15 protein-coding genes are annotated in these 20,179 nt (G+C 67.5%); 5 read left to right on the top strand and 10 right to left on the bottom strand.

Annotated elements, in window-relative coordinates:
- Positions 1-147 precede the first annotated feature (147 nt).
- The 3 genes from QE379_RS18805 to QE379_RS18795 are packed head-to-tail and all read right to left on the bottom strand — an operon-like array spanning position 148 to position 2,860.
- Positions 148-918: a Crp/Fnr family transcriptional regulator gene (locus tag QE379_RS18805; RefSeq protein WP_307002826.1), complete on the bottom strand. Its 771-nt coding sequence runs from the start codon at positions 916-918 to the stop codon at positions 148-150.
- On the bottom strand, positions 915-1,298 hold the full coding sequence (locus QE379_RS18800; protein WP_307002825.1) for a response regulator: 384 nt from the start codon (positions 1,296-1,298) through the stop codon (positions 915-917). The genes QE379_RS18805 and QE379_RS18800 overlap by 4 nt, the downstream gene beginning before the upstream one ends.
- Positions 1,295-2,860 (bottom strand): sensor histidine kinase, encoded by a 1,566-nt coding sequence (locus QE379_RS18795; protein WP_307002824.1) that lies wholly within the window; start codon positions 2,858-2,860, stop codon positions 1,295-1,297. The genes QE379_RS18800 and QE379_RS18795 overlap by 4 nt, the downstream gene beginning before the upstream one ends.
- A 240-nt stretch (positions 2,861-3,100) precedes the next feature.
- On the opposite strand from QE379_RS18795, the gene QE379_RS18790 reads away from it, so the two are divergent.
- Together QE379_RS18790 and QE379_RS18785 are read left to right on the top strand one after the other, a co-directional pair.
- Positions 3,101-5,581 carry a DUF3772 domain-containing protein gene (locus tag QE379_RS18790; protein ID WP_307002823.1) on the top strand — a complete coding sequence of 827 codons (2,481 nt, stop codon included), beginning with the start codon at positions 3,101-3,103 and terminating at the stop codon, positions 5,579-5,581.
- Between the two features lie 110 nt (positions 5,582-5,691).
- Positions 5,692-8,097, top strand: a complete 2,406-nt coding sequence (locus QE379_RS18785; RefSeq protein ID WP_307002822.1) for a TonB-dependent receptor — start codon at positions 5,692-5,694, stop codon at positions 8,095-8,097.
- A 94-nt stretch (positions 8,098-8,191) separates the two neighbouring features.
- Here QE379_RS18785 and QE379_RS18780 read toward each other — a convergent pair whose 3' ends face one another.
- The 3 genes from QE379_RS18780 to QE379_RS18770 all read right to left on the bottom strand — a co-directional run bounded on the left by QE379_RS18780 (position 8,192) and on the right by QE379_RS18770 (position 11,621).
- Entirely contained in the window at positions 8,192-9,559 is a 1,368-nt protein-coding gene (locus tag QE379_RS18780; RefSeq protein ID WP_307002821.1) for a HAMP domain-containing sensor histidine kinase, read from the bottom strand.
- On the bottom strand, positions 9,556-10,236 hold the full coding sequence (locus tag QE379_RS18775) for a response regulator transcription factor (protein ID WP_307002820.1): 681 nt from the start codon (positions 10,234-10,236) through the stop codon (positions 9,556-9,558). The genes QE379_RS18780 and QE379_RS18775 overlap by 4 nt, the downstream gene beginning before the upstream one ends.
- Positions 10,237-10,394: 158 nt before the next feature.
- Positions 10,395-11,621 carry a histidine-type phosphatase gene (locus tag QE379_RS18770; protein WP_307002819.1) on the bottom strand — a complete coding sequence of 409 codons (1,227 nt, stop codon included), beginning with the start codon at positions 11,619-11,621 and terminating at the stop codon, positions 10,395-10,397.
- A 211-nt stretch (positions 11,622-11,832) separates the two neighbouring features.
- Between QE379_RS18770 and QE379_RS18765 the strand changes: the two genes are divergently transcribed.
- Both QE379_RS18765 and QE379_RS18760 read left to right on the top strand, forming a co-directional pair.
- Entirely contained in the window at positions 11,833-14,634 is a 2,802-nt protein-coding gene (locus QE379_RS18765) for a TonB-dependent receptor (RefSeq protein WP_307002818.1), read from the top strand.
- A gap of 151 nt (positions 14,635-14,785) precedes the next feature.
- Positions 14,786-15,541 (top strand): DeoR/GlpR family DNA-binding transcription regulator, encoded by a 756-nt coding sequence (locus QE379_RS18760; protein WP_307002817.1) that lies wholly within the window; start codon positions 14,786-14,788, stop codon positions 15,539-15,541.
- On the opposite strand, the gene QE379_RS18755 is transcribed toward QE379_RS18760, so the two are convergent.
- Positions 15,499-16,800 carry an MFS transporter gene (locus QE379_RS18755; RefSeq protein ID WP_307002816.1) on the bottom strand — a complete coding sequence of 434 codons (1,302 nt, stop codon included), beginning with the start codon at positions 16,798-16,800 and terminating at the stop codon, positions 15,499-15,501. The two genes, QE379_RS18760 and QE379_RS18755, sit on opposite strands and share 43 nt — an antisense overlap.
- A gap of 115 nt (positions 16,801-16,915) precedes the next feature.
- On the opposite strand from QE379_RS18755, the gene QE379_RS18750 reads away from it, so the two are divergent.
- Positions 16,916-17,851 (top strand): glutaminase, encoded by a 936-nt coding sequence (locus QE379_RS18750; protein ID WP_307002815.1) that lies wholly within the window; start codon positions 16,916-16,918, stop codon positions 17,849-17,851.
- On the opposite strand, the gene QE379_RS18745 is transcribed toward QE379_RS18750, so the two are convergent.
- Genes QE379_RS18745 through QE379_RS18735 form a run of 3 tightly spaced genes read right to left on the bottom strand, consistent with a single transcriptional unit; the run spans position 17,757 to position 20,033 of the window.
- Positions 17,757-18,131, bottom strand: a complete 375-nt coding sequence (locus QE379_RS18745; RefSeq protein WP_307002814.1) for a DUF3325 family protein — start codon at positions 18,129-18,131, stop codon at positions 17,757-17,759. The genes QE379_RS18750 and QE379_RS18745 overlap by 95 nt on opposite strands.
- Positions 18,124-19,689, bottom strand: a complete 1,566-nt coding sequence (locus QE379_RS18740; RefSeq protein ID WP_307002812.1) for a PepSY domain-containing protein — start codon at positions 19,687-19,689, stop codon at positions 18,124-18,126. The genes QE379_RS18745 and QE379_RS18740 overlap by 8 nt, the downstream gene beginning before the upstream one ends.
- Positions 19,686-20,033: a hypothetical protein gene (locus QE379_RS18735; RefSeq protein WP_307002811.1), complete on the bottom strand. Its 348-nt coding sequence runs from the start codon at positions 20,031-20,033 to the stop codon at positions 19,686-19,688. The genes QE379_RS18740 and QE379_RS18735 overlap by 4 nt, the downstream gene beginning before the upstream one ends.
- Positions 20,034-20,179 lie beyond the last annotated feature (146 nt).

Genomic DNA, 20,179 nt, shown 5'->3' with positions numbered 1-20,179 from the left:
ATGACGTTACCGTGAAAGGAGCCAAGTCGATCAAGAATCGGTCAGAAATGGCGGATGAGCGACCGAATTTCGCCGGAAGGGGGGAAGGGGCCTGTCAGGACTGACGCAGGGCACGCCGCGCCGGGTGCCCCTCAAACAGGGATGGGGTCAGTCGCCATATTGCGCGGAACGCGCATCGAGCGGGGTCTGCGGGCCGGTGACTTGCGGGCTGAAGCGACCGATGGTCCGCGCGGTGCGTTCGGGATCGCGTAGCAGGACGCGACCCGACTTCCACATCAACTCGCCGTCGCGCCGCGCCTGCTGGATCATCCGGTTGACGTGGACCGGGGTCAGGCCCAGCGCGTCGGCCAGCATTTCCTGGGTCAGCGGCATCTCGAAACTGCCGCCCACGGTCAGGCCGGCGAGCGACAGTCGCTCATAGATTTCCAGCAGGAAGTCGCCGATCCGCTCCTGCGCATTGAGCCGCCCGAGTTGGACCACATGACCCAGCAGATAGGCCTCGTCCAGCGCCTCGCCGATCGCATAGGCCTGTTCCAGCGAGGAGCCCGGCGTGGCGGTGGGCGCGGTGCAGACGGTGCACTCGGTCAGCGAAACCACCGTGGCCGAGGCGATCGGCGTGGCATGGCGCGTCGTCCCGATCACCTCCCCGGGCAGATAGAAGCTCATGAACTGCCGCCGTCCATCGGGCAGGACGCGGACGCGCGCCGCCCAGCCCTGCAGGACCAGCAACGGCTCCGGGACGGGGCGACCGATGGTCAGGAAGCTGTGCCGCACCGGATAGGTCCGCGCCCTTTCGGCGGCCCGGTCCAGCACTGCCATGTCCCCCGTATCGAGCGGCGACAGCGCCGACAATCGGCGGATCGCGGCGGTGGCCACGGTCTCGGGCGAAGCGGCCGAAGCGGCGATAGCAGGGGTCATGCGCATCCTTTGTCGGGCATCAGCGCCCCGATCGCGCGAACGACTCGGTCGGCCTGAAACGGCTTGGCGACGATCGAGGCGGAGCGATAGGGGGCCGGCAACGCCCATTCGTCATAGCCGGTCAGGAAGGTCCAGGGCACGTCGCGCGCGGACAGGCGATCGGCGATCTCGAAGGCGCGCTCGCCCGACAGGTTGACGTCCAGCACAGCGGCGTCGAGCGCCTGGTTCTCGGCCAGGTCCAGACCTTGTTCGAGGGTCGCCACCGGACCGACCACGATCGCATCGGCGGCGCGCAGGGCCCGTTCCAGGTCGCGGGCGATGAAATATTCGTCCTCGACCACAAGAATCCGCTTGTCGGCGAGCGGTGATGGCTGACTCATCCCTCGGCGCTCCGGTTCACAGGATCGGTGTCGTCCGCGCTCCATGGCAGGGATACCACGCACAGCACGCCGCCACCGCGAAATTCCAGTCTGGTCCGTGCACCCAGCCCATAGGGCAAAGCCTCACGGATCAACTCGGTCCCGAATCCCTGGCGTACGGGTGGGACCGGCATCGCTGGTACACCTGTTTCATCCCATTTTACAATCAGTTCGCATTTATTATTTGATTTATGTTCGATTCCCCATGCGATGGTGAGCCTGCCGGCGGGGTGGCGCAGTGCCCCGTATTTGAGCGCATTGGTGGTCAATTCATGGATCGCCAGCCCGATCGACTCGGCGGTATCGGCGGGCAGGGCCACGTCTGGCCCCTCGATCGACAGCCTTTCGTCCTCGATCGCGCCGACGCCCAGCAGTTCGTCGCGGATCAGGTTTTCCAGGTCGATCTTGCCCGACCGCGTCTGGGTCGCGACGACCTGCGTGCGCGCCAGCGAGTCGAGCCGCCCGCGGAAATGGTCCGCGATCTCGTCGATCGGACCGCCGCTTTCGACCGTGCGGGTGAAGATCGACCGGACGATGGTCAGGATGTTGCGCACCCGGTGCTGCAACTCGGCGACCAGGGTCTCCTGCCGTTCGCGCAGGCGGCGCAGCGTGTCGATGTCGGTCGAGGTGCCGAACCATTCGACCACCCGGCCATGATCATCATGCACCGGCGTCGCGCGCGTCTTGAACCAGCGATAGCGTCCGGTCTGGCCGTGGCGCAGCCGTCCCTCCATCGCCAGATCGCCATTCTCGCTCGCGCTTTCCCAGAAACGGCGTGCGGCGTCCCGGTCGTCGGGATGGACGGCGGCCAGCCAGCCATCGCCCAGGCTTTGCTCGACCGACAGGCCGGTCATCGCCACCCATTGCGCGCTCGCCCAGGTCCATTGGCCGTCGCGCGTCGCGGTCCACACCAGTTGCGGTATCCCCTGGATCAGCGACAGCAGGCGGCGCTCGCTGGCGCGGGAGGCGACCTCGGCGCGTTTGCGCAGAAGCGCCTGGACGATGGCGGGGGCCAGTTCCTCGGCGATCGCCAGTTCGCGTTCGGTGAAGCCGGTCGGGTGGTTGCCGAGGGCGAACATCGCGAAGGTCTCGCCATCGCGGCGCAGCGGCACGCCCAGGAAGTTGCGCAGCCCCGGATGCCCGTCGGGCGTGCCCACCCGGTCGGGATGGCTGGCGGGATCGTTGACGATCAGGCTGCGATTCTGAAGGATCACCTGGCCGAAGATGCCGTGGATCTTCATGCCGTTGGGAAGCTGTCGCTCGCTGTAATCGGGATCGTCGCCGCGCCAGGCGGCCCAGCCGCGCTCGCTGATCGCGATATGGTCCAGCCGGTCGTGCGATGGGCCCCGTTCGCCGAAGAAGCTGAATTCCGCTCCGGTCAGGTCCTCCGCCACCTCCAGGCACAGTCGACCCAGTTCCTCTTCGGTCGAGGCGCGCAGCGCTTCCTGAAGGATGCGGTTGATGCCGGCCAGCACATGCGCATCGCGGTGCACCGGGCCTTGGGGCACCGGGCCCTGGGGCATCGGGGCGGACGGCGCTGGTAGGGGTGATTGCCCGTTCATCAATGCCAAATCCGTCATGCGCTGAAAAATCCCGAGCCTCTTCAACGATCCCAGTGCTTGCGGGCTCCCGATACACCCGAAAGCGGACGAGGTGGCAATCGGAGCGGGCTGGCAGCGGCCCTCGGTCCACGCGGCTTCCCCCCTCGTCGGACGGGGCGTGGGAAGCTATGAGCCGGGAGTCAGCAATTTACGGCCCGGTATATGCCCCGAGATCTTCCGTCGTCGCCCGCCATTCCACGAACCGCCATTCGGGCCCGGCTCGCCCTGTGGGTGACGGCGTTCGTGACGGCCCTGATCGCCCTGACCGCCATGGCGGCGCCCGCGTCGGCGCAGGGCAATCCGGCGGCGGAATCCACGACCCGCATCGCCCAGGCCGAGGTGGATGTGCGCTCGGTCGACCGGGCGCTGGATGCCCAGGTCGATGACGACGACCGCCGCGCGCTGCGCGACCGGGCACAAGGGGCGCAGGACGCCACGACGCAGGCGGTCGCCGACCTGACCGAGCAACTGGCGCTGGTCAATGCGCGGATAACGGGTCTGGGCACCGCCACGCCGGGCGAGGTCGAGGCCCCGGAATTGCAGGCGCAGCGCAAGAGCCTCTCGACGCTGCGTTCGACGCTCGACGCCGCGATCAAGCGCGGGCGGCTGGCGGGCGTGGAGGCGGGACAGTTGATCGACGAGATCGACCGGAGCCAGGCCGAGCGGTTCAACGAGAAGCTATCCTCCAAGACGCCGTCGCCGTTGAGTCCGGCCTTTTGGAGCATCGTGCTCGAACAGGCGCCGCGCGACCTTCGCCGTGTCGGTCTGTTCCTGAAACAGGGCAGCGAGCAGGTGGCGCAGCATTGGCGCGGCGGGGTGCCGTGGCATGCGCTGCTCGGCTTCGCGCTGGCGATCATCCTGCTGGGCCCGGTCCGGCTGGGCGCACATCGACTGGCGCAGCGCCGCCTGATCGCGGAGGCGCCGCCCAGCCGGGTGCGGCGCTCCGCCAACACCTTCTGGCGGGTGGCGGTCGGCACGCTGTGTCCGCTGGCGGCGGCCTTTATCTTCGTCCAGGGGCTGCGCTGGTCGGGATTGTTGCCGCAGCGCTGGACCAGTTTCCTCGACGGTTTCGTCTTCGCCTCGGGCGTGGCGGGGTTCACCGCGGCGGTGACCGGCGCGGTCCTGATGCGGAGCCAGCCGAGCTGGCGGATCGCCCCGATCGACGACGAGACGGCCAACCGCCTGCGCCCCCTGTCCTGGGTGCTGACGCTGCTGACCTTCGCGACCGCGATGATCGGGTCGTTCGAGGGCGCGATCGGCAGCAGCCGCAGCGCGGTGATCGCCACCCAAGCGACCGAGGCGCTGCTCCATCTGTTGCTGATCGTCGCGACGCTGGTCGTGCTGGGCCAGTTGCGCGCGCGTCGCGCCACCAGCGAAGAGGCGACCCATGCGGGCGTCAGCGCGGGGCTGAGCGTCGCGACCCTGCTCGCCTGGATCGCGGTGGGCGTGGCCGGGCTGGCGCTGGTCATCGGCTATATCTGGTTCAGTTGGTTCGTCGCGCTGATGATCGGCTGGACCGTGCTGCTCGGCTCGGCGCTGTATCTGATGCTGGTCGCGGCGGACGATATCGCCACCACCGTCTTCGTGCGGGACAGCAAGGTCGGCATCACCCTGACCCGTGCGCTGGGTATTCGCGGCAGCATGGTCGACCAGTTCGGATTGATCCTGTCGGGCGTGGCGCGGCTGGCGCTCGTCCTGCTGGCGCTCGGGATGCTGTTGCGCCCCTTCGGCGCGAGCGGCGATCCGGGGGCGATCTTCGATCAGCTTGCCACGGTCGCCGACGGGATCAAGGTCGGCAATGTCTGGATATCGCCGGGCGCGATCCTGCAAGGGCTGGTCGTGCTGTTCGTCGGGCTGGGGCTGGTGCGCATCTTCATGCGCTGGCTGGAGCAGCGTTACCTGCCCGCGACCGACCTGGACGGGTCGGGGCGCAACTCGATCAGCCTGGTCGCGCGCTATATCGGCATCGCGCTGGCGGTCATCTGGGCGCTCGCGTCGCTGGGCATCGGGGTGGAGCGGATCGCGCTGCTCCTTTCCGCGCTGTCGGTCGGCATCGGTTTCGGCCTTCAGGCGATCACCCAGAATTTCGTCTCCGGCCTGATCCTGCTGGCCGAGCGGCCGATCAAGATCGGCGATCTGATCCGGGTCGGCACCGACGAGGGCGACGTCAAGCGGATCAGCGTGCGCTCGACCGAGATCGAACTGGCCGACCATTCGACGCTGATCGTCCCCAATTCCGAGCTCATCACCAAATCGGTGCTCAACAAGACGCTGTCCGGGCCGCTGGGGCGGGTTCAGATCCAGTTTTCCGTGCCGATCGAGGAAGACGCGGAGGTGGTGCGCAAGGCGGTGCTGGATTCCTTCGCGGCGGAGTCGGCGGTGCTGGACGACCCGGCGCCCAAGGCTTTTATCGACTCGATCGTCGACGGTCGCATCCACTTCAACTGCTTCGCCCATGTCGACAGCCCGCGCGCCGCCTATGGCACGCGCAGCGCCGTGTTGTTCGCGCTCCTCTCCACGCTGAGGGAGAAAGGCATCGAGATCGGCACCGTGCCGCAGAAGATGGAATTGGTGCGCCAGTCCGGGACTTACGCCGCGCCCGCGCCCAGTACGGCCGCCCAAGATGAAACCAAGATGAAATGAACAAGTCTCGGCAGGTCATGGAAAGGTAACACCAGCTTCTTTCAGCGCTCCTATCCGCGCGGCCAGCGACGACCTGACAGGTCGATCGGGGGATAGGGATAATTACGATCATGACGACCAATTTCATTCGCGCGACGCTGCTGGGCGGGACCGCGCTTCTGGCGCTGGCGGGCGCTCCCGCTTTCGCCGCCGACACCAAGCCCGCCGATCCGGCCCCTGCGGCCGCCGCGGCGGCACCGACCGCCGATGCGGGCGAGCTGAAGGAAATCGTCGTCACCGCGACCAAGCGCGAGACCAGCCTTCAGAAGACGCCGATCGCGATCTCGGTCATCGACCCCGCGATGATCAAGGACCGCCACGTCCAGAGCCTGCTCGACCTGGCGGACGGTAGCGTGCCGAGCTTGCGTGTCGCCACCTTCGAGGCGCGCCAGTCGGCGCTGACCGTCGGCATCCGCGGCATCGTCCCCTTCGACCAGAACCAGACCGCGCGTGACACCGGCGTCGGCGTCTATTTCGACGGCGTCTATATCGGTCGCTCGCAGGGCCTGAACGCCGCTCTGTTCGATATCGAGCGCGTCGAAGTGCTGCGCGGGCCGCAGGGTACGCTGTTCGGCCGCAATACCGAGGGTGGCGCGCTGTCGATCGTCACCGCCAAGCCGACCGGCAAGTTCGGCGGCTCGCTGACCGCGGGCTTCGGCAATTACGGGGCGTACAACACCGCCGCGCACGTCAACCTGCCCGAATTCAACAACATCGCGATCAAGCTGGACGGCGTGATCCAGCACCAGAATCCGTTCGTGAAGAACCCGCTGCCCGGCAGCGTGGGCTGGGGCGCGTTCAACCGCGTCGGCGGCCATGTCGCCGCCGTGTGGAAGCCGGTCGACGGTTTCTCGGCGGAACTGTCCTATGACCAGGCGAAGGACGAGAACACGCCCTTCTACAGCCAGCTGATCAACTACAACCCGCGCGGCCTGCCCGTCGCGACGATCGCGCAGATCAACGCCAATGGCGGCAAGCTGCCCTCGGGCACCATCGCGCCCTTGTCGCCGCTGGTCGTCGTGTCGGGCGACAATCGCATGAAGACCGCCGATATCGGCGTGCCGCAGCAGTATAGCGTCGACAAGACGCACGGCTTCTCCGCCAAGCTGAACTATGACGTCGCGCCGGGGCTGGAGCTGCGCTCGATCACCGCATGGCGCGGTGTGACGACTGACCAGTGGGACAATTCGGGCGGCGCGCACCGCACCGTCTTCCTGCCGAACGGCAAGTTCAGCCGCTACAGCCTTTCCTTCATGCAGCAGCACCAGTTCAGCCAGGAATTCCAGGCGGTGGGCAGCGTGCCGCAGTTCGATTATGTGGCGGGTCTATACTATTTCACCGAGAATGCCCGCGAAACGGCGGCGACCCCGTCGACCAACCAGTGGAATGCCGACGGCACCGGCTACACCATCCTGTCGCAGACCGCGCTGGGCACCATCGGTTCGGGCAACCAGGGCTGGGCCCCGGGTTCGTTCCTCTTCCAGCGCGGCAGCTTCGCGCGCGCCTATAGCTATGCGGCGTTCGCGCAGGGCACCTATACGCCGGCGGGCTTCGACGCCTTCCACCTGACGCTGGGCGGTCGCTACACCCGCGACAAGCGCAACGGCACGCTGTATCTGGTGCAGGGCAAGTCGACCAACTTCCCCTTCACCTTCAACAACAACCGGTTCGATCCGATGGTGACGGCGGCGTTCGACGCGACCGACACCGTCCATCTCTATGCCAAATATTCGACCGGCTACCGCGCGGGCGGTGCCAACGACCGGTCGCAGACCTTCGCCGCCTTCGGTCCCGAAGCGGTCAAGGCCTATGAGATCGGGTCGAAGATGGACCTGTTCGACCGCCGCGTCCGCCTCAACCTGGCCGGGTATATCATGGACCGCACGGGCACGCAGATCGACTTCGACAATGTCGACACCAATCCGTCGAGCCCGACCTACAACCTGCATACCGAGGAAACACGCAACGCGCCGGGCACCTCCAGGATTCGCGGGATCGAGGCCGACATCACGACCAATCCGGTCGAGGGCATGACGGTGGGCGCATCCTATGCCTATACCTATACCAACGTGCCCGCGACGGCGAACCCGTTCCTGGGCAATGCGCTGACCCAGGTGTTCGTCGTCTACACGCCGCGCAACGCCGCCTCGGCCTATGTCGATTACGAGGTGCCGCTGCCCGGTTCGGATGCCAAGGTCCGCTTCCACCTGGACGGCAACTATGCCGACCCGGCCTATAGCTTCCAGAACGAGACGACGCGCACCGACAAGACCTTCGTGATGAACGGTCGCATCGCGCTGGCCGACATCCCGCTGACCGAGAGCGGCACGAAGATGACTATCTCGCTGTGGAGCCGCAACCTGCTCGACAATACGTTCGTCTATCGTCGCTCGGCGGCCAACGCGACGACGCTGGGCGATTACGGCAACTTCAACCCGCCCCGCACCATCGGTCTGGAGGGGACGGTTCGCTTCTGATCCCGATCGATACCCCAACTGACGGGCCGCCCTTCGGGGCGGCCTTTTTTTGTGGGGCCTGTCGCGTAGAGTCATTCCTCCCCTTCGGTCCGTTTTAGCGGCAGGGCATTATCAGGGACACCCGGAGCCCAGGCTCCGCATCGCCCAGCACCAGCCGCCCGCGATGCAGCCGCGCGATCGCGGCGACCAGCGGCAGGCCCAGGCCATGCCCCGCCTGTCCGCGCGACGAATCGAGCCGCCCGAAACGGCGCAGCGCCCGGGCGCGCTGCTCGGGCGGGATACCGGGGCCGTTATCGGCGACGCTCAACGTCACGCCGCCGTCCGCTGCTCTGTCCAGCGCGACGCGGATCGCGCCGCCCGGCGCACCATATTTGATCGCATTGCCGATCAAATTGACCAGCGCCTGGATCAGCAACTGCCGGTCGCCGACGAACGCGGTCGGGCGCGCCGTCGCGGTAACGCCCAGCCGCTGTCCCGCCTCCTCGGCGACGGGGATCATCATGGTCGCGGTCTCCTCGACCAGCGCCGCCAGATCGACGGGCGCGAAGCCCGCCTGCCGGTGCCCCGCCTCGATCTCGGCGATACGCAGCAAAGCGGCGAACATGGCGAGCAGCGTGTCGCACTGCGCCAGCGCGGCGGAGGCGCGCTCGGCCTGAACCGGGTCGTGCGCTTCCTGGGCGATCCGCGCCACCTGTCCGCGAAGCCGGGCAAGGGGGGTGCGCAGATCGTGCGCGATGTCGTTGGAGACGCCGCGCAATCCCTCCATCAACGCGCCGATCCGGTCGAGCATCCGGTTGAATGCGGCGGCCTGGCGGTCGAACTCGTCGTCCGATCCGGTGACGGGCACACGGTGGCGGATGTTGCCTGCGATGATCGCCTCGACCGTGCGCCGCTGGTCGCCGATCCGGCGGCTGACCAGCAGGGAAAAGGCGATGACCCCGCCGAACACGATCAGGATGATCGACCCGAAGCCGATCAGATAGATGCGGGTGCGCGTCGCGCGGTAGCTGTCGAAGGGCTCGGTTTCCGCGACCACGACTAGCCGCCGCCCCGCGCCCGCCTCGCGGACCAGCGCACGGCCATGCGACAGACCGGTGATCCCGTCCCGCTCGCGCAGGTCGGATCGACCCAGTGGCAGGGGGCGGCGGAGGGTGATGTTGCCGCCCAGCGCCCGCCCCGCCGGATCGAGCAGCAACAGGCCGACATCGCCGGTATCGCGCGCGCCCGACAAGGTGGCGATGCGGGCCCGTATTTCGGGCGTCGGCACCATGGCCTGCCCGGCATCGCGTTCCAGCACCAGTTCGGCGATCGCCTCGATCCGCTGATCGACCAGCCGCGCCACGGTGACGCGGTTGGCCGCCAGGATCGATAGGCCGGTCGCCGCCGTCGCGATCAGGAACAGGATCAGGACGCAGGCGGTCAACCTGCGCAAGCTCATCCGCCGGATCGCGCGTTCGATCATGGTTTCAGCGAATAGCCGATCCCGCGCACCGTTTCGATCGGGTCCGCACCGCCCTGTTCGGTCAGCTTCATGCGCAGCCGCCGGATATAGACGTCGACGATGTTGGTCTCGGGCTCGAAATCATAGCCCCAGACACGCTCGATCAGCATGGCGCGGGTCAGCACCTCCCCCGCATGGCGCGCCAGTTCTGCCAGCAGCTTGAGCTCCAGATTGGCCAGCGTGATCGGCTGGCCACCACGCCAGGCGCGAAAGCTGGTCGGGCTGACCACGATATCGCCAGCGCGGATCGTGTCGGTTTCGCTGACCATCCAGCGGCGACCGCGCATCACCGCATGGATGCGCGCGCTCAGTTCCTCGGCGGCGACCGGCTTGACGACATAGTCGTCGGCCCCCGCCTCCAGCCCGTCTACCTTGTCCGATGCCATGGACAGCGCGGTCAGCATGATGACCGGCACGGTGATCCCGCGTGCGCGCAAGGTCTCGACCACCGACAGCCCGTCGAGGCGCGGCATCATCCGATCGAGGATCACCGCGTCATATTGCTCGCGGTCGAGCGCGGCGAGCGCCTGTCGCCCGTCCCCGGCACGTTCGACCCGGTGGCCCATCGCCTTCAGGTCGGCGGCCAGCCCCTGCGCATAGTCTTCGTCGTCCTCGACGAGAATCAGGTGCAGACTCATCAACAGCTTCCAAATCGTCGTTCCGGTCGCCCTGTCGATCCAGATTATATCGACAAGTCGTCCCGGTCGGAACGGGTTGGATCAATCGGCCCGCGACGTCCATGTCCATGTCGGCGGATGACGGCAATTTCACCCGGTAACGAGAACCGGCGCGACGATCATTCCGCGAGCGGCGCCAGTTTGTCCCCGAACAGCGCGACGAACCGGTCGAGCGGGCAGGGCGCGTCCGTCGGGCACCCCGGCACCCGCACCGGCGTCACCGTCACGGCGTTCGACCGGGCGCGGATCTGTTCGACCGACTGGGTGCGATAGGCGAGGGTGACGAAGGGCTTGCCCGCCCGGTCATGCCAGCGCCGGATCAGGATCGCGCCGCCCGGTGCCGCGTCGTTGACCGCATAGCCCGGCGCGACCAGATCGAAACCGAGCAGCGCCGCCAGCGCGGTGACGTTGGTGTCGTGCCCGACCAGTATGTCCAGCTTCGGCCCCTTGGCCTCGGTCAGCGCGGCGATCATATGGCGCCCGAACGCCGCCGACTGGTGCGCGGCCATATAGGGCGAGCGCGAATAGACGTCGAACAGCGCGGCATGGACCGCGCCCAATCGCGCCAGCACCGCGCCATCGACCGGCGTCCCTCCGACCGAGGGCGACAGCCCCTCGGCATATTGCAGCAGCAGCACCTGCGCGGTGCCCGATGCGGTACGGATCGGACCGGTCAGGTCGATGCCATGACCATCGGCAGACGGCGTCAGGCGCGTCGGCCCCGCCGGATCGCAGCCCGCCCGATCGCCGCAACCCAGCACCGCGTCGAGCAGGCGCAACGCATCGCGGTGCCGCGCGACCAGCGCGTCCATGCCGCCGGTGAAGCGATCGATATCCGCAACCGCCGCCGCCGCGTCGAAGCGGGTGGCGCGGGCGCGCAGCGGCTCGAACAGCGGATCGACCTGTCCCATCGGCTCGTGCTCGACGGGCAGAGCGCAGCCGGGGGCTAGCCCCTTGGCATAGGCGGCCCCGCTCGCGATGGTACGCGACGAACTGTTGGTCCGGATGCGTACCGTGCCGGGCGCGGGGCAGGCTTTCGCGGAGAGCAATCCTTGCGCGATCCAGTCCGCCCGGTCGGCGCGCGCCTCGATGGCCAGGGCGTCCGCCCCGCGCGGCGTCAGCTCGCTTTCCGGGGTGGACCATAGGGGCCAGGGCCGGGCGGTGCGCGTGCCGTGCGGCACTTCGCCGTCCAGCGGCGCGCGGACGCCGTGACGCATCAGCATCACCACCCGGTCCAGGGTCATGCCCTTGGGCACGTCCCCCGATTGCGCGGCGGCGGGCGTGGCGGTGGCGGAGAAGAGGAACGGCGCCAGCATCAGGGCGAGGCGGCGGGCGGTGACAGGCATGACAGACATGGGGCGTCTCTGCCGAATTTCGGGGTCAGAACTGTGACATTGGTTCGATCATTGCCGCCCATCATCGCAAAGAACGACCGAATTTCCGAATGTCATCAAAAAACGGTCAATAAGTCATCGCATTGTAACAGCCCGTCCCTAGCGGGGCCATCGAAGGCGCCCGGGGGGCGTCGCCATCACGATTGTTCCAGGGGGAATTTCCATGACCGCTTCGTTCAAGCGGGCGCATGTCGTGCGCCTGTTGTGCGGCACCGCCGCTACCTTTCTGATCGCCGGACCGGCACTGGCCGCCGATCCGGTCGCGCCGATCGTTGCCGAGCCCGTCACGGCCGAACCCGATCCGCAGGTCGGCGAGGACGTGATCGTCAAGGGCCATCGCCAGGCCATGGTCGATGCCCAGGACGAACAGCTTCGCAGCCAGTCGCTGGCGACCGTCGTCTCGGGCGAGGAACTGCGTCTTCAGCCGCAGCAGAATCTGGCCGATCTGCTCACCCGCCTGCCGGGCATCAGCTCCTCGGTCGACCAGTCGCGCAACGCGGCGGCAACAGGCGAGGCGCAATATGTCTCGATCCGGGGCCTCGACACCTCGTACAACGCCTATTCGCTCGACGGCGTGCGGCTGGCACAGACCGATGCGCGCACCCGTGCCATCTCGATGAACCTGCTCTCGCCCTTCTCGCTCCAGACCGTGCGGGTCGACAAGGCGCCGACCGCGCGCTTCGACGGCGATGCGATCGCGGGCATCATCGACATGGTGCCGATCACCGCGTTCGACCTGCCCAACCACCGCACCCAGATCCGCCTTCAGGGCCAGCTTGCCGGGCGTGCGGATGCGCGTCGCCAGGATCCCTGGGGCGGCACCGTGCAGGTCGAAACCGCGCAGCATCTCGGCGACCTCGGCGTCTATGCCTCGGCCTATTACGGCCTGAAGCACGTGCTGGGCGAGTCGACCGCGATGCAGCATGACTGGGAGAAATATAACACCAACATCCCCGGCATGATCCGCGACAATCTGGACAATCTCTTCTCGCGCGGCGTGCAGTGGCAGTCCTTCCGCAACCGGATCGAGCGGATGGGCGGCACGCTGAACTTCGACTGGAAGGGCGAGGGGACCGACCTTTACTGGCACTCCACCTATGGCCGGTACAATCTGAAAAGCTGGATGGACCAGACCGCGCTCCGCCAGACCAGCCTGGCGCCCGATCAGATCAGTCCGAACCCCGGCAACGGCTCTTATGACGCGGCGGGCTTCCGTGCGGATTACGGCCTGACCGCGACGCATTATTTCCGCACCGAACACAGCAAGCAGGAACTGGTGACCACCAAGGTCGGCGGCCAGACGCGCTCGGGCGATTTCACCTTCGACTATCACGGCGCCTATTCGCGCGGGTCGCAGGATTATCCCTTGCGCATCCAGTCGGGTTTCGCGGGCCGCCCCTATATCGGCACCGCGACCAACAGCGGTACGGCGGCGTATCGCATGGTCACCTCGATCGGCGACCGCACCTCGCCCCAGGTGGTGCTGACCGACGCGGCGCGCGCCTATCTGACCGACCTGTCGAAGCTGAAACAATGGTACGTCACCCAGCAGTTCGAGAACACCTGGGAACGCCGCCTGGAGGGGCAGTTCGACACCGTCTGGCACCATGCCGATCAGGGGCTGGTGTCGATCGCGGCGGGCGCCAAGGTCGAGGATGCCAAGCGCTATGCCAATGCGCTGGGTGACGACGGCGCGCTGCAATATACCTTCCCCAATGCGGATGGCAGCAACTCGCCGCGTTACGCGGCGACCGGCCCCGCGCTGACCTCGCTGCCCGGACGGCTGCTCGGCGGGTTCATGAACGGCGCGGCGCAGGTGCCGATCTTCCTGATCGATACCGACTATATCGAGAATCAGGTGGCGAAGCTTTCGACCCCGAAACTCGCCAATCTCGATCCCGTGAAACTCAAGGAGAACCGCCTCGACGGGCGTGAGAACCGGCTGGCGGGCTATGTCATGGCGACCTTGCAGTTCGGCGATCTCCAGGTCGTGCCGGGCGTCCGCTACGAATATAACCGGTTCAAGGGCACCTATTGGCAGGATCAGGGCAACGACACCGGCAAGTTCGTGACATCTGCCCGCCATTACGACCAATGGTTGCCGAGCGTCATCGCCAATTACCGCCCCAACGACGCGATGGTGATCCGCGCCTCGATCCGCAAAAGCTATTCGCGGCCGGCCTTCGACCTGCTGCTTGGCCCGACGCGGGTGACGCGCAACGATCTGAACGAACTGACCGGGGTGTTCATCCCCAACCCCAACCTCGATGCGCAGACCTCGTGGAATTACGACACCTCGCTGGAGATCAAGGGGCAGGGCACCGACTTCTTTTCGGTCAGCCCCTTCTACAAAAAGCTGAACCATGTCCTGTTCGCGACCGGTACCACCAATGCGGGCGGCGACTATAACATCTGGGGCAATCCCCAGTCGGAACAGCAGGGCGGGGTCGAGGTGTCGAGCCTGACCACCAACGCCACCGGCAAGATCTATGGCGTCGAATTCTTCGGCCGCTATTCGCTGAAGGGCCTGCCGGGTCTGCTCGACGGACTGGGGCTTCAGGCGAACGTCACGCTGCAAAAGGCGCAGGCGAACGTCTTCGTCAACGGCCAGAACCGTCAGCAGCGCATGACCCAGGCGCCCGAGGTGATGTACAACGCCGCGCTGTTCTACAGCCATGGCGGGTTCGCGGCGGAGTGGAACTATAATTATACCGGCGACCGCCTGTACGATCTGCGCTCCAGCCGCCCGGACACCTATATCCAGCCGACGACCATCTCGAACCTGATCGTCAACTATACGCTGCCCTCGGGGCTGACGGTCGGCGCGTCGGTGCAGAACCTGTTCAACGAGCACAGCTATTGGGCGACGACCAGCGAGCGCAAGGCCTATCTCTCGAACGACCGCAAGGGCGGCTATGTCGAGACGGGGCGCATCTACATGCTCAACCTGACCTACGCCTTTTAACCCTATAGTCTCCCCGATCCGGCGTCTGCCCCCAGCGGCACCGGAGCGCTCCTACGCCGACGGCGCACCCTGTGCCGTCGGCGGCTTTGTGTGGGCTTCCTGACCGGATGGTCGCACGCTAGCATGACCCGAACCAGAGGACCTGCCAGACATGATGAAACGCCAGCGCCGCCAGAACGAGATCGTGGCGCTTCTGGGAGAGGGTGGCTTTCACGGTATCGGCGAACTGGCCCAGGCGCTGTCGGTCTCCGAAGAGACGGTGCGCCGCGAGTTGCGCGTGCTGGAGGCCTCCGGCGCGGTCGTCCGCGCCCACGGTGCGGTGCGCATCGCCAAGGTGGAGACGGAGGGCTCCTTCGCCACCCGGCTGCAACGCCATGCCGAGGCCAAGCAGCGGATCGCCGCCGCCGTCGCGCAACTCGTGGCGGATGGGCAGACCATCTATCTGGATGCCAGCACCACCGGCCATTATGTCGCCCGTGCGCTTCGCGATCATCAGCGGCTGACCGTCGTCACCAATGCGGTGGGCGTCGCCGCCGAACTGGGCGGGCGCAACGACAACCGCATCATGCTGGCGGGGGGCGAGATGGATTACGAGTATCGCGCCTGTTTCGACGCCACCGCGCGCGACTATCTGGCGATGTTCACGCCCGCGCTGGCGATATTGTCGGTCGAGTCGGTCAATCTCGACCATGGCTTTGCCGATTATCACAGCGGGGAGGCGGCCGTGTGCCGGATGATGATCGCACGCTCGCGCCGCACGCTGATCGCGGCGGACCAGAGCAAATTCGACCGGCCGGGCACGATCCAGGTGGCGGCGCTGGGCGATGTGGCGATGCTGGTGACCGACATGGCGCTGTCCCCGGCCTATGCCGAGGCGCTGGCCGGGGTGGAGGTGGTGGTCGCCTGACCGCGTGGAATGGCCAGGGCGATGCCCGCCCCCGCTAGGGCGAAGGCGGCATGGACCATCCAGAAATGCGGCTGGTCCATCGTCGGATAGAGCGTGCCCAACTGCCCCACCGCCAGATGCGCGACGAAGCCGTGGAGATAGAATAGCCCGGTCATCAGCCCCCGGCGGGCGGGCGGCGCGGCGGCGTTGACGATGGCAAGCGCCGAGGGCCAGGCGAGCACCACGCCGATGTCGAGCAACAGCACCGCCATGATCGGCCCGCCCAGTCCGATCCGCTCCGCGCCACCCGACAGAGACGCCAGCAGGGCATAGGCCAGTGCGATCGCCACGCCCCCGGCGACCAGCTTGCGCGCAGGCCCCGGCTCCCGGCCACGCCGCGCAAGCCGGGGGCCGAGTCGATAGGCGAGCAGCGCCAGCGCAATGGTGAACAGCCCATCCGCCGCCGCCAGCCAGCTCGGCGGGATCGCGACCCCGGCGACGGCCAGATCTACGCGCGCCTCGGCCCAGACCAGCACCATGTTGGTCAACTGCTCATAGGCGCAGAAGCACAGCGTCACCCCCAATATGGCGGGCACCACCCGCGCCCAGTCGGTCCGATGATCCTCCCCCGGCGCGGGCGGGGACAGCGCCACGCGCGGTGCGGTGCGAAGGAGCAGTATCGCGACCCCCATGCCTGCCGCCATCGCGACGAAGGCGGCGGCGAACCCGAACCTCAGCGCCAGCCATCCACCGAACAGCGGCCCCAGCAACGTCCCGCCGTTGAGGCAGGCGAGATAGGCCGCGAACAGCCGGTCGCCACCGGCCTTCCCGCGCAATGCGCCGACCTCGGCGGCGAGATTGCCCTTGAGCAACCCGATCCCCGCGATCAGCAACCCGAGCCCCGCCAGCGCCCAGGTTCGGCTCGCCAGCGCGAACAGCCCCAGCGCCATCAGCAGCGCGCCGCCATACATGGCGGTCCGTCGCCGCCCGCTGCGGTCCGCGATCCATCCGCCCAGCGGCAGGACCAGATAGGTCAGCGCACCGTACAGCCCGTAAAGCTGCGAGGCGAAGGCGACGTCGCCCTGCGTGCCGGTCATCCGCTCGACCGCCATGCGCAGTTCGGCAAGGCCGACCACCGCATGGCCGCGTGCCAGCAGGTCGGTCAGCAGGAACAGGGTGAGCAGCGACTTGGCGCCCTGGATCGCACAACGTTCCCATCCCTCGACGCTGGCGAGCGTCCAGAAACCGGGGGCGGGCGGGGTGGTGTCCCTATCGCGCATGATACTGATTTCGGTCCGTTTCGGTGCTTTGGGAGGAAGCGACGGCTCCCTAACCCCGGTTTGTGACGGGTTCGCGGCGCTCGACAAAGGGAACGTCCCACGGCACGAGAGGACCATGGACCTGTCCGCGATCGTCGCCGATATCGCCGCCGAAATGGCGGACGCGCCCGACCGGGGCAAACCGGCGGATTATATTCCCGCGCTGGCGGGGATCGATCCGCAACGCTTCGGCATCGCCATCGTCGAGGCGGATGGGCGATGTCATCTGGCGGGGGATGCGGAAGAGAGTTTCTCCATCCAGAGCATCTCCAAGGTCTTCGCGCTGACCCTGGCGCTCGGCGCGGTCGGCGACCAGTTGTGGCGGCGGGTGGGGCGCGAGCCGTCGGGGACGGCGTTCAACTCGATCGTGCAACTGGAAACCGAAAGCGGCATCCCGCGCAATCCGTTCATCAATGCGGGCGCGATCGTGGTCGCGGACGTGCTGCTCGGCGGCTACGAGCCGCGCGAGGCGATCGGCGAGATGCTGCGCTTCGTCCGGGCGCTGGCGGGGGAGGAGGACATCGTCATCGACGCCGTCGTCGCGCGAGGAGAGATGGAGACGGGGCACCGCAACCAGGCGCTGGCGCACTACATGCGGGCCTTCGGCAATCTCCATCATCCCGTGGAGCGGGTGCTGGGGGTCTATTTCCACTTCTGTGCGCTGGCGATGAGTTGTCGGCAACTGGCGCTGGCGGGGCGCTATCTGATGGCGCGGGGCCTCCATCCGGGGACCGGGCGCTCGGTCGTGTCAGCGCAGCGGGCGCGGCGGATCAACGCGCTGATGATGAGTTGTGGCCATTATGACGGCTCGGGCGAATTCGCCTTCCGGGTCGGCCTGCCGGGGAAATCGGGGGTGGGCGGCGGCATATTGGCGATCGTGCCCGGCAGGGCTTCGATCGCCGTCTGGTCGCCCGGCCTCAACGCGCGCGGGAATTCGCAGCTTGGTACGCTGGCGCTCGAACGGCTGGTGCAGCGGACCGGCTGGTCCGTGTTCGACCCGCAAGCCGGTTGACCGCACGCAAGGGGGCGAAGGCCGCGCTCGCGCGCACCGACAGCAGCAGGTTGAGCGCGATCCCGCCGATCGACGCCGCACCCAGCAGCCGCACGATCCGCTCGCCCGTGATCTGCGTCCCGCATGCCGATAGCGCCAGCACCAGCACGGCGGCCCCCAGCAGCTTCAATCCGGTGCGAAGCCGCGCATCGTGCAGCGTGCCCGCGTCCCTGGCATGGCGATAGGACCCGGCGGCGAGCAGCCAGAAGCCGACAAAGCAAAGCGCGATCGTATCAAGCATGGGCAGGCTCCAGGGGGCGACGGGTCCGTGTGGGAGTACGGGCAGCGGGACGGGCACTGACCCGCGCGGCGACGGCGAAGCCGATCCCGATGGCGAGGCAGGCGAGGTCGAAAGCGACGAACAGGTGATCGCCGTCGAGCAGCGCGGGGACCAGCGAGCGCGACGTGGTCAGCGCGTTGACGATCGGAATCGCGCTCCACAGGGCGGCGGCGACGACGAACAGGGCCGTCCAGGCGCGGCGGGCGGGCAGGCCGAACTGGGCGAGCGCGAGCAGGCCCCAGGTCCAGAACATCGCCGACACTTCCATCTCGGCGCGCCCCTCCATCCCGGCGGGGATCAGCCGGTTGGCGAGCAGATAGGCCGCCATGCCGCTGGGGAAGGCCGCGATGACCGCGATGTTAAGCCGCTCGGCCAGCTTCAGTCCGAAAAAGGGTGCCGCGCCGGGCTTGCGTCGCTTGGCGGTCCAGAGCAGCAGGCCGGTGCCGACCATCGCCGCGCCGGTCAGGCCCATCACGAAATAGGCCCAGCGCAGCGCCGGCCCGGCAAAGCTCGCCAGATGCAGGCCGAGCAGCACGCCCGCCGTCCCGATCGCCGAGGCGACCTGGCCGGTCTGGGCGACGAAACGGCCGGTCGCGCCGTCATAGGTGACGGTGGGCGTCCGCGCGCTGATCGCGCCGCGCGATCCTTGCGCGATGGTCACGCGCGCCGCGCTATCGCCCGGATTCTGCACGATGATCCGCGTCGCCTGTCCGCCCATCCGCCGCTCGGCATCGCGGACCAGCGGCGCGATCGCGACCAGCGGACGGCGCACGCCGCTGGCGGCGACGTCCGCCGGCGTGCCGTATGCGACCTCAAGGAACTGGGCGGGCTTGGCATAATTCATCAGGACCGGCCACGGCATGTACATGGTGACCAGCGTGATGAGCCCGGTATAGGTGATCATCGCATGATAGGGCAGGCCGAGCACGGCGGTGACATTGTGCGCGTCCAGCCAACTCCGCTGCCCCTTGTTCCAGCGCAGCGTGAAGAAGTCGGCGAAGATGCGCTTATGGGTAATCACGCCCGAGACGATCGCGCCCAGCATCGCCATCGCGCACAGCCCGGCGAGCCAGCGGCCCCAGGGGTGCGGCAATTGAAGCTGGAAATGGAAGCGATAGAAATGCTCGCCCCCGCGCGTCTCTCGCGCGGTCAGGGGGGCGCCGCTGACGGGATCGAGGTCGAGCTCGCCGCCGCGCCGTGTGCGATCGGGCTTGGCGGGGATGCGGAAGGCGCGGGTCGCGGTCGTCCGGCCATCGGGCAGATAGATATACCATTGCAGGTCGTCCGGACCGATCCGCGACAAATGGCGCACCGCCGACTGCGCCGCCTGTCCGGTCGACGCCGTGGCGGGGCGAATCTCCGGCTGCATCCACTGGGTGATCTCGGGCCGGAAATAGGCCGAGGTGCCGGTCAGGAACATGGTGAACAGGATCCACCCGGCGATCAGGCCCAGCCAGCCATGCGCCCAGGCCATCGTCTGTCGCCAGCCGCGCTGGCCGGACATCGTCGCCTCGCTCATGCCCGCGTGCCCAGCCACCAGATCAGGCCCGCCATGACGATCGCGCCGCCCCAGACCACCGCGCCGACCCGCCGCAAGCGAATTTCGTGCAATGCCCATAATCCGATCCCGGCATAGACCAGGAAGGACAAGAGCATCGGCCAGCCCGTCACCTCGATTCGCGCCATAGTGTCGGGCGCGGGGAGTATCCGCGCGGTCAGCATCGCGGCGGCCACCGCGAACCCATAACCGCCGACGATCGCGGTGAACCAGCGCCACGCCATCGCCGTCCCGGCAAACCACCGGGTGCGGGTGCCCCGCGAGGCCTGTCCGGCCCGTTCGTCAATGGCTTGGCGTGACGCCACCCGCGCTTACCCCTTGTCAATTCACGGGCAGGCCCTTAGCAGTATTTGAGAGTCACTATCAATAGCAGGGGAAAAATTTATGCATCGCCTTCGCACGGCGCTCCTGGGCGGACGGCCCCGCTGGCGGGCGGCATTCCGGCCCGACG

It is taken from the genome of Sphingomonas sp. SORGH_AS_0879, assembly GCF_030819175.1.
In the GTDB taxonomy this organism is placed as follows: domain Bacteria; phylum Pseudomonadota; class Alphaproteobacteria; order Sphingomonadales; family Sphingomonadaceae; genus Sphingomonas.
The sequence above is the reverse complement of the archived record's forward strand: the minus strand, read 5'-3'. Positions and strand labels throughout refer to the sequence as shown.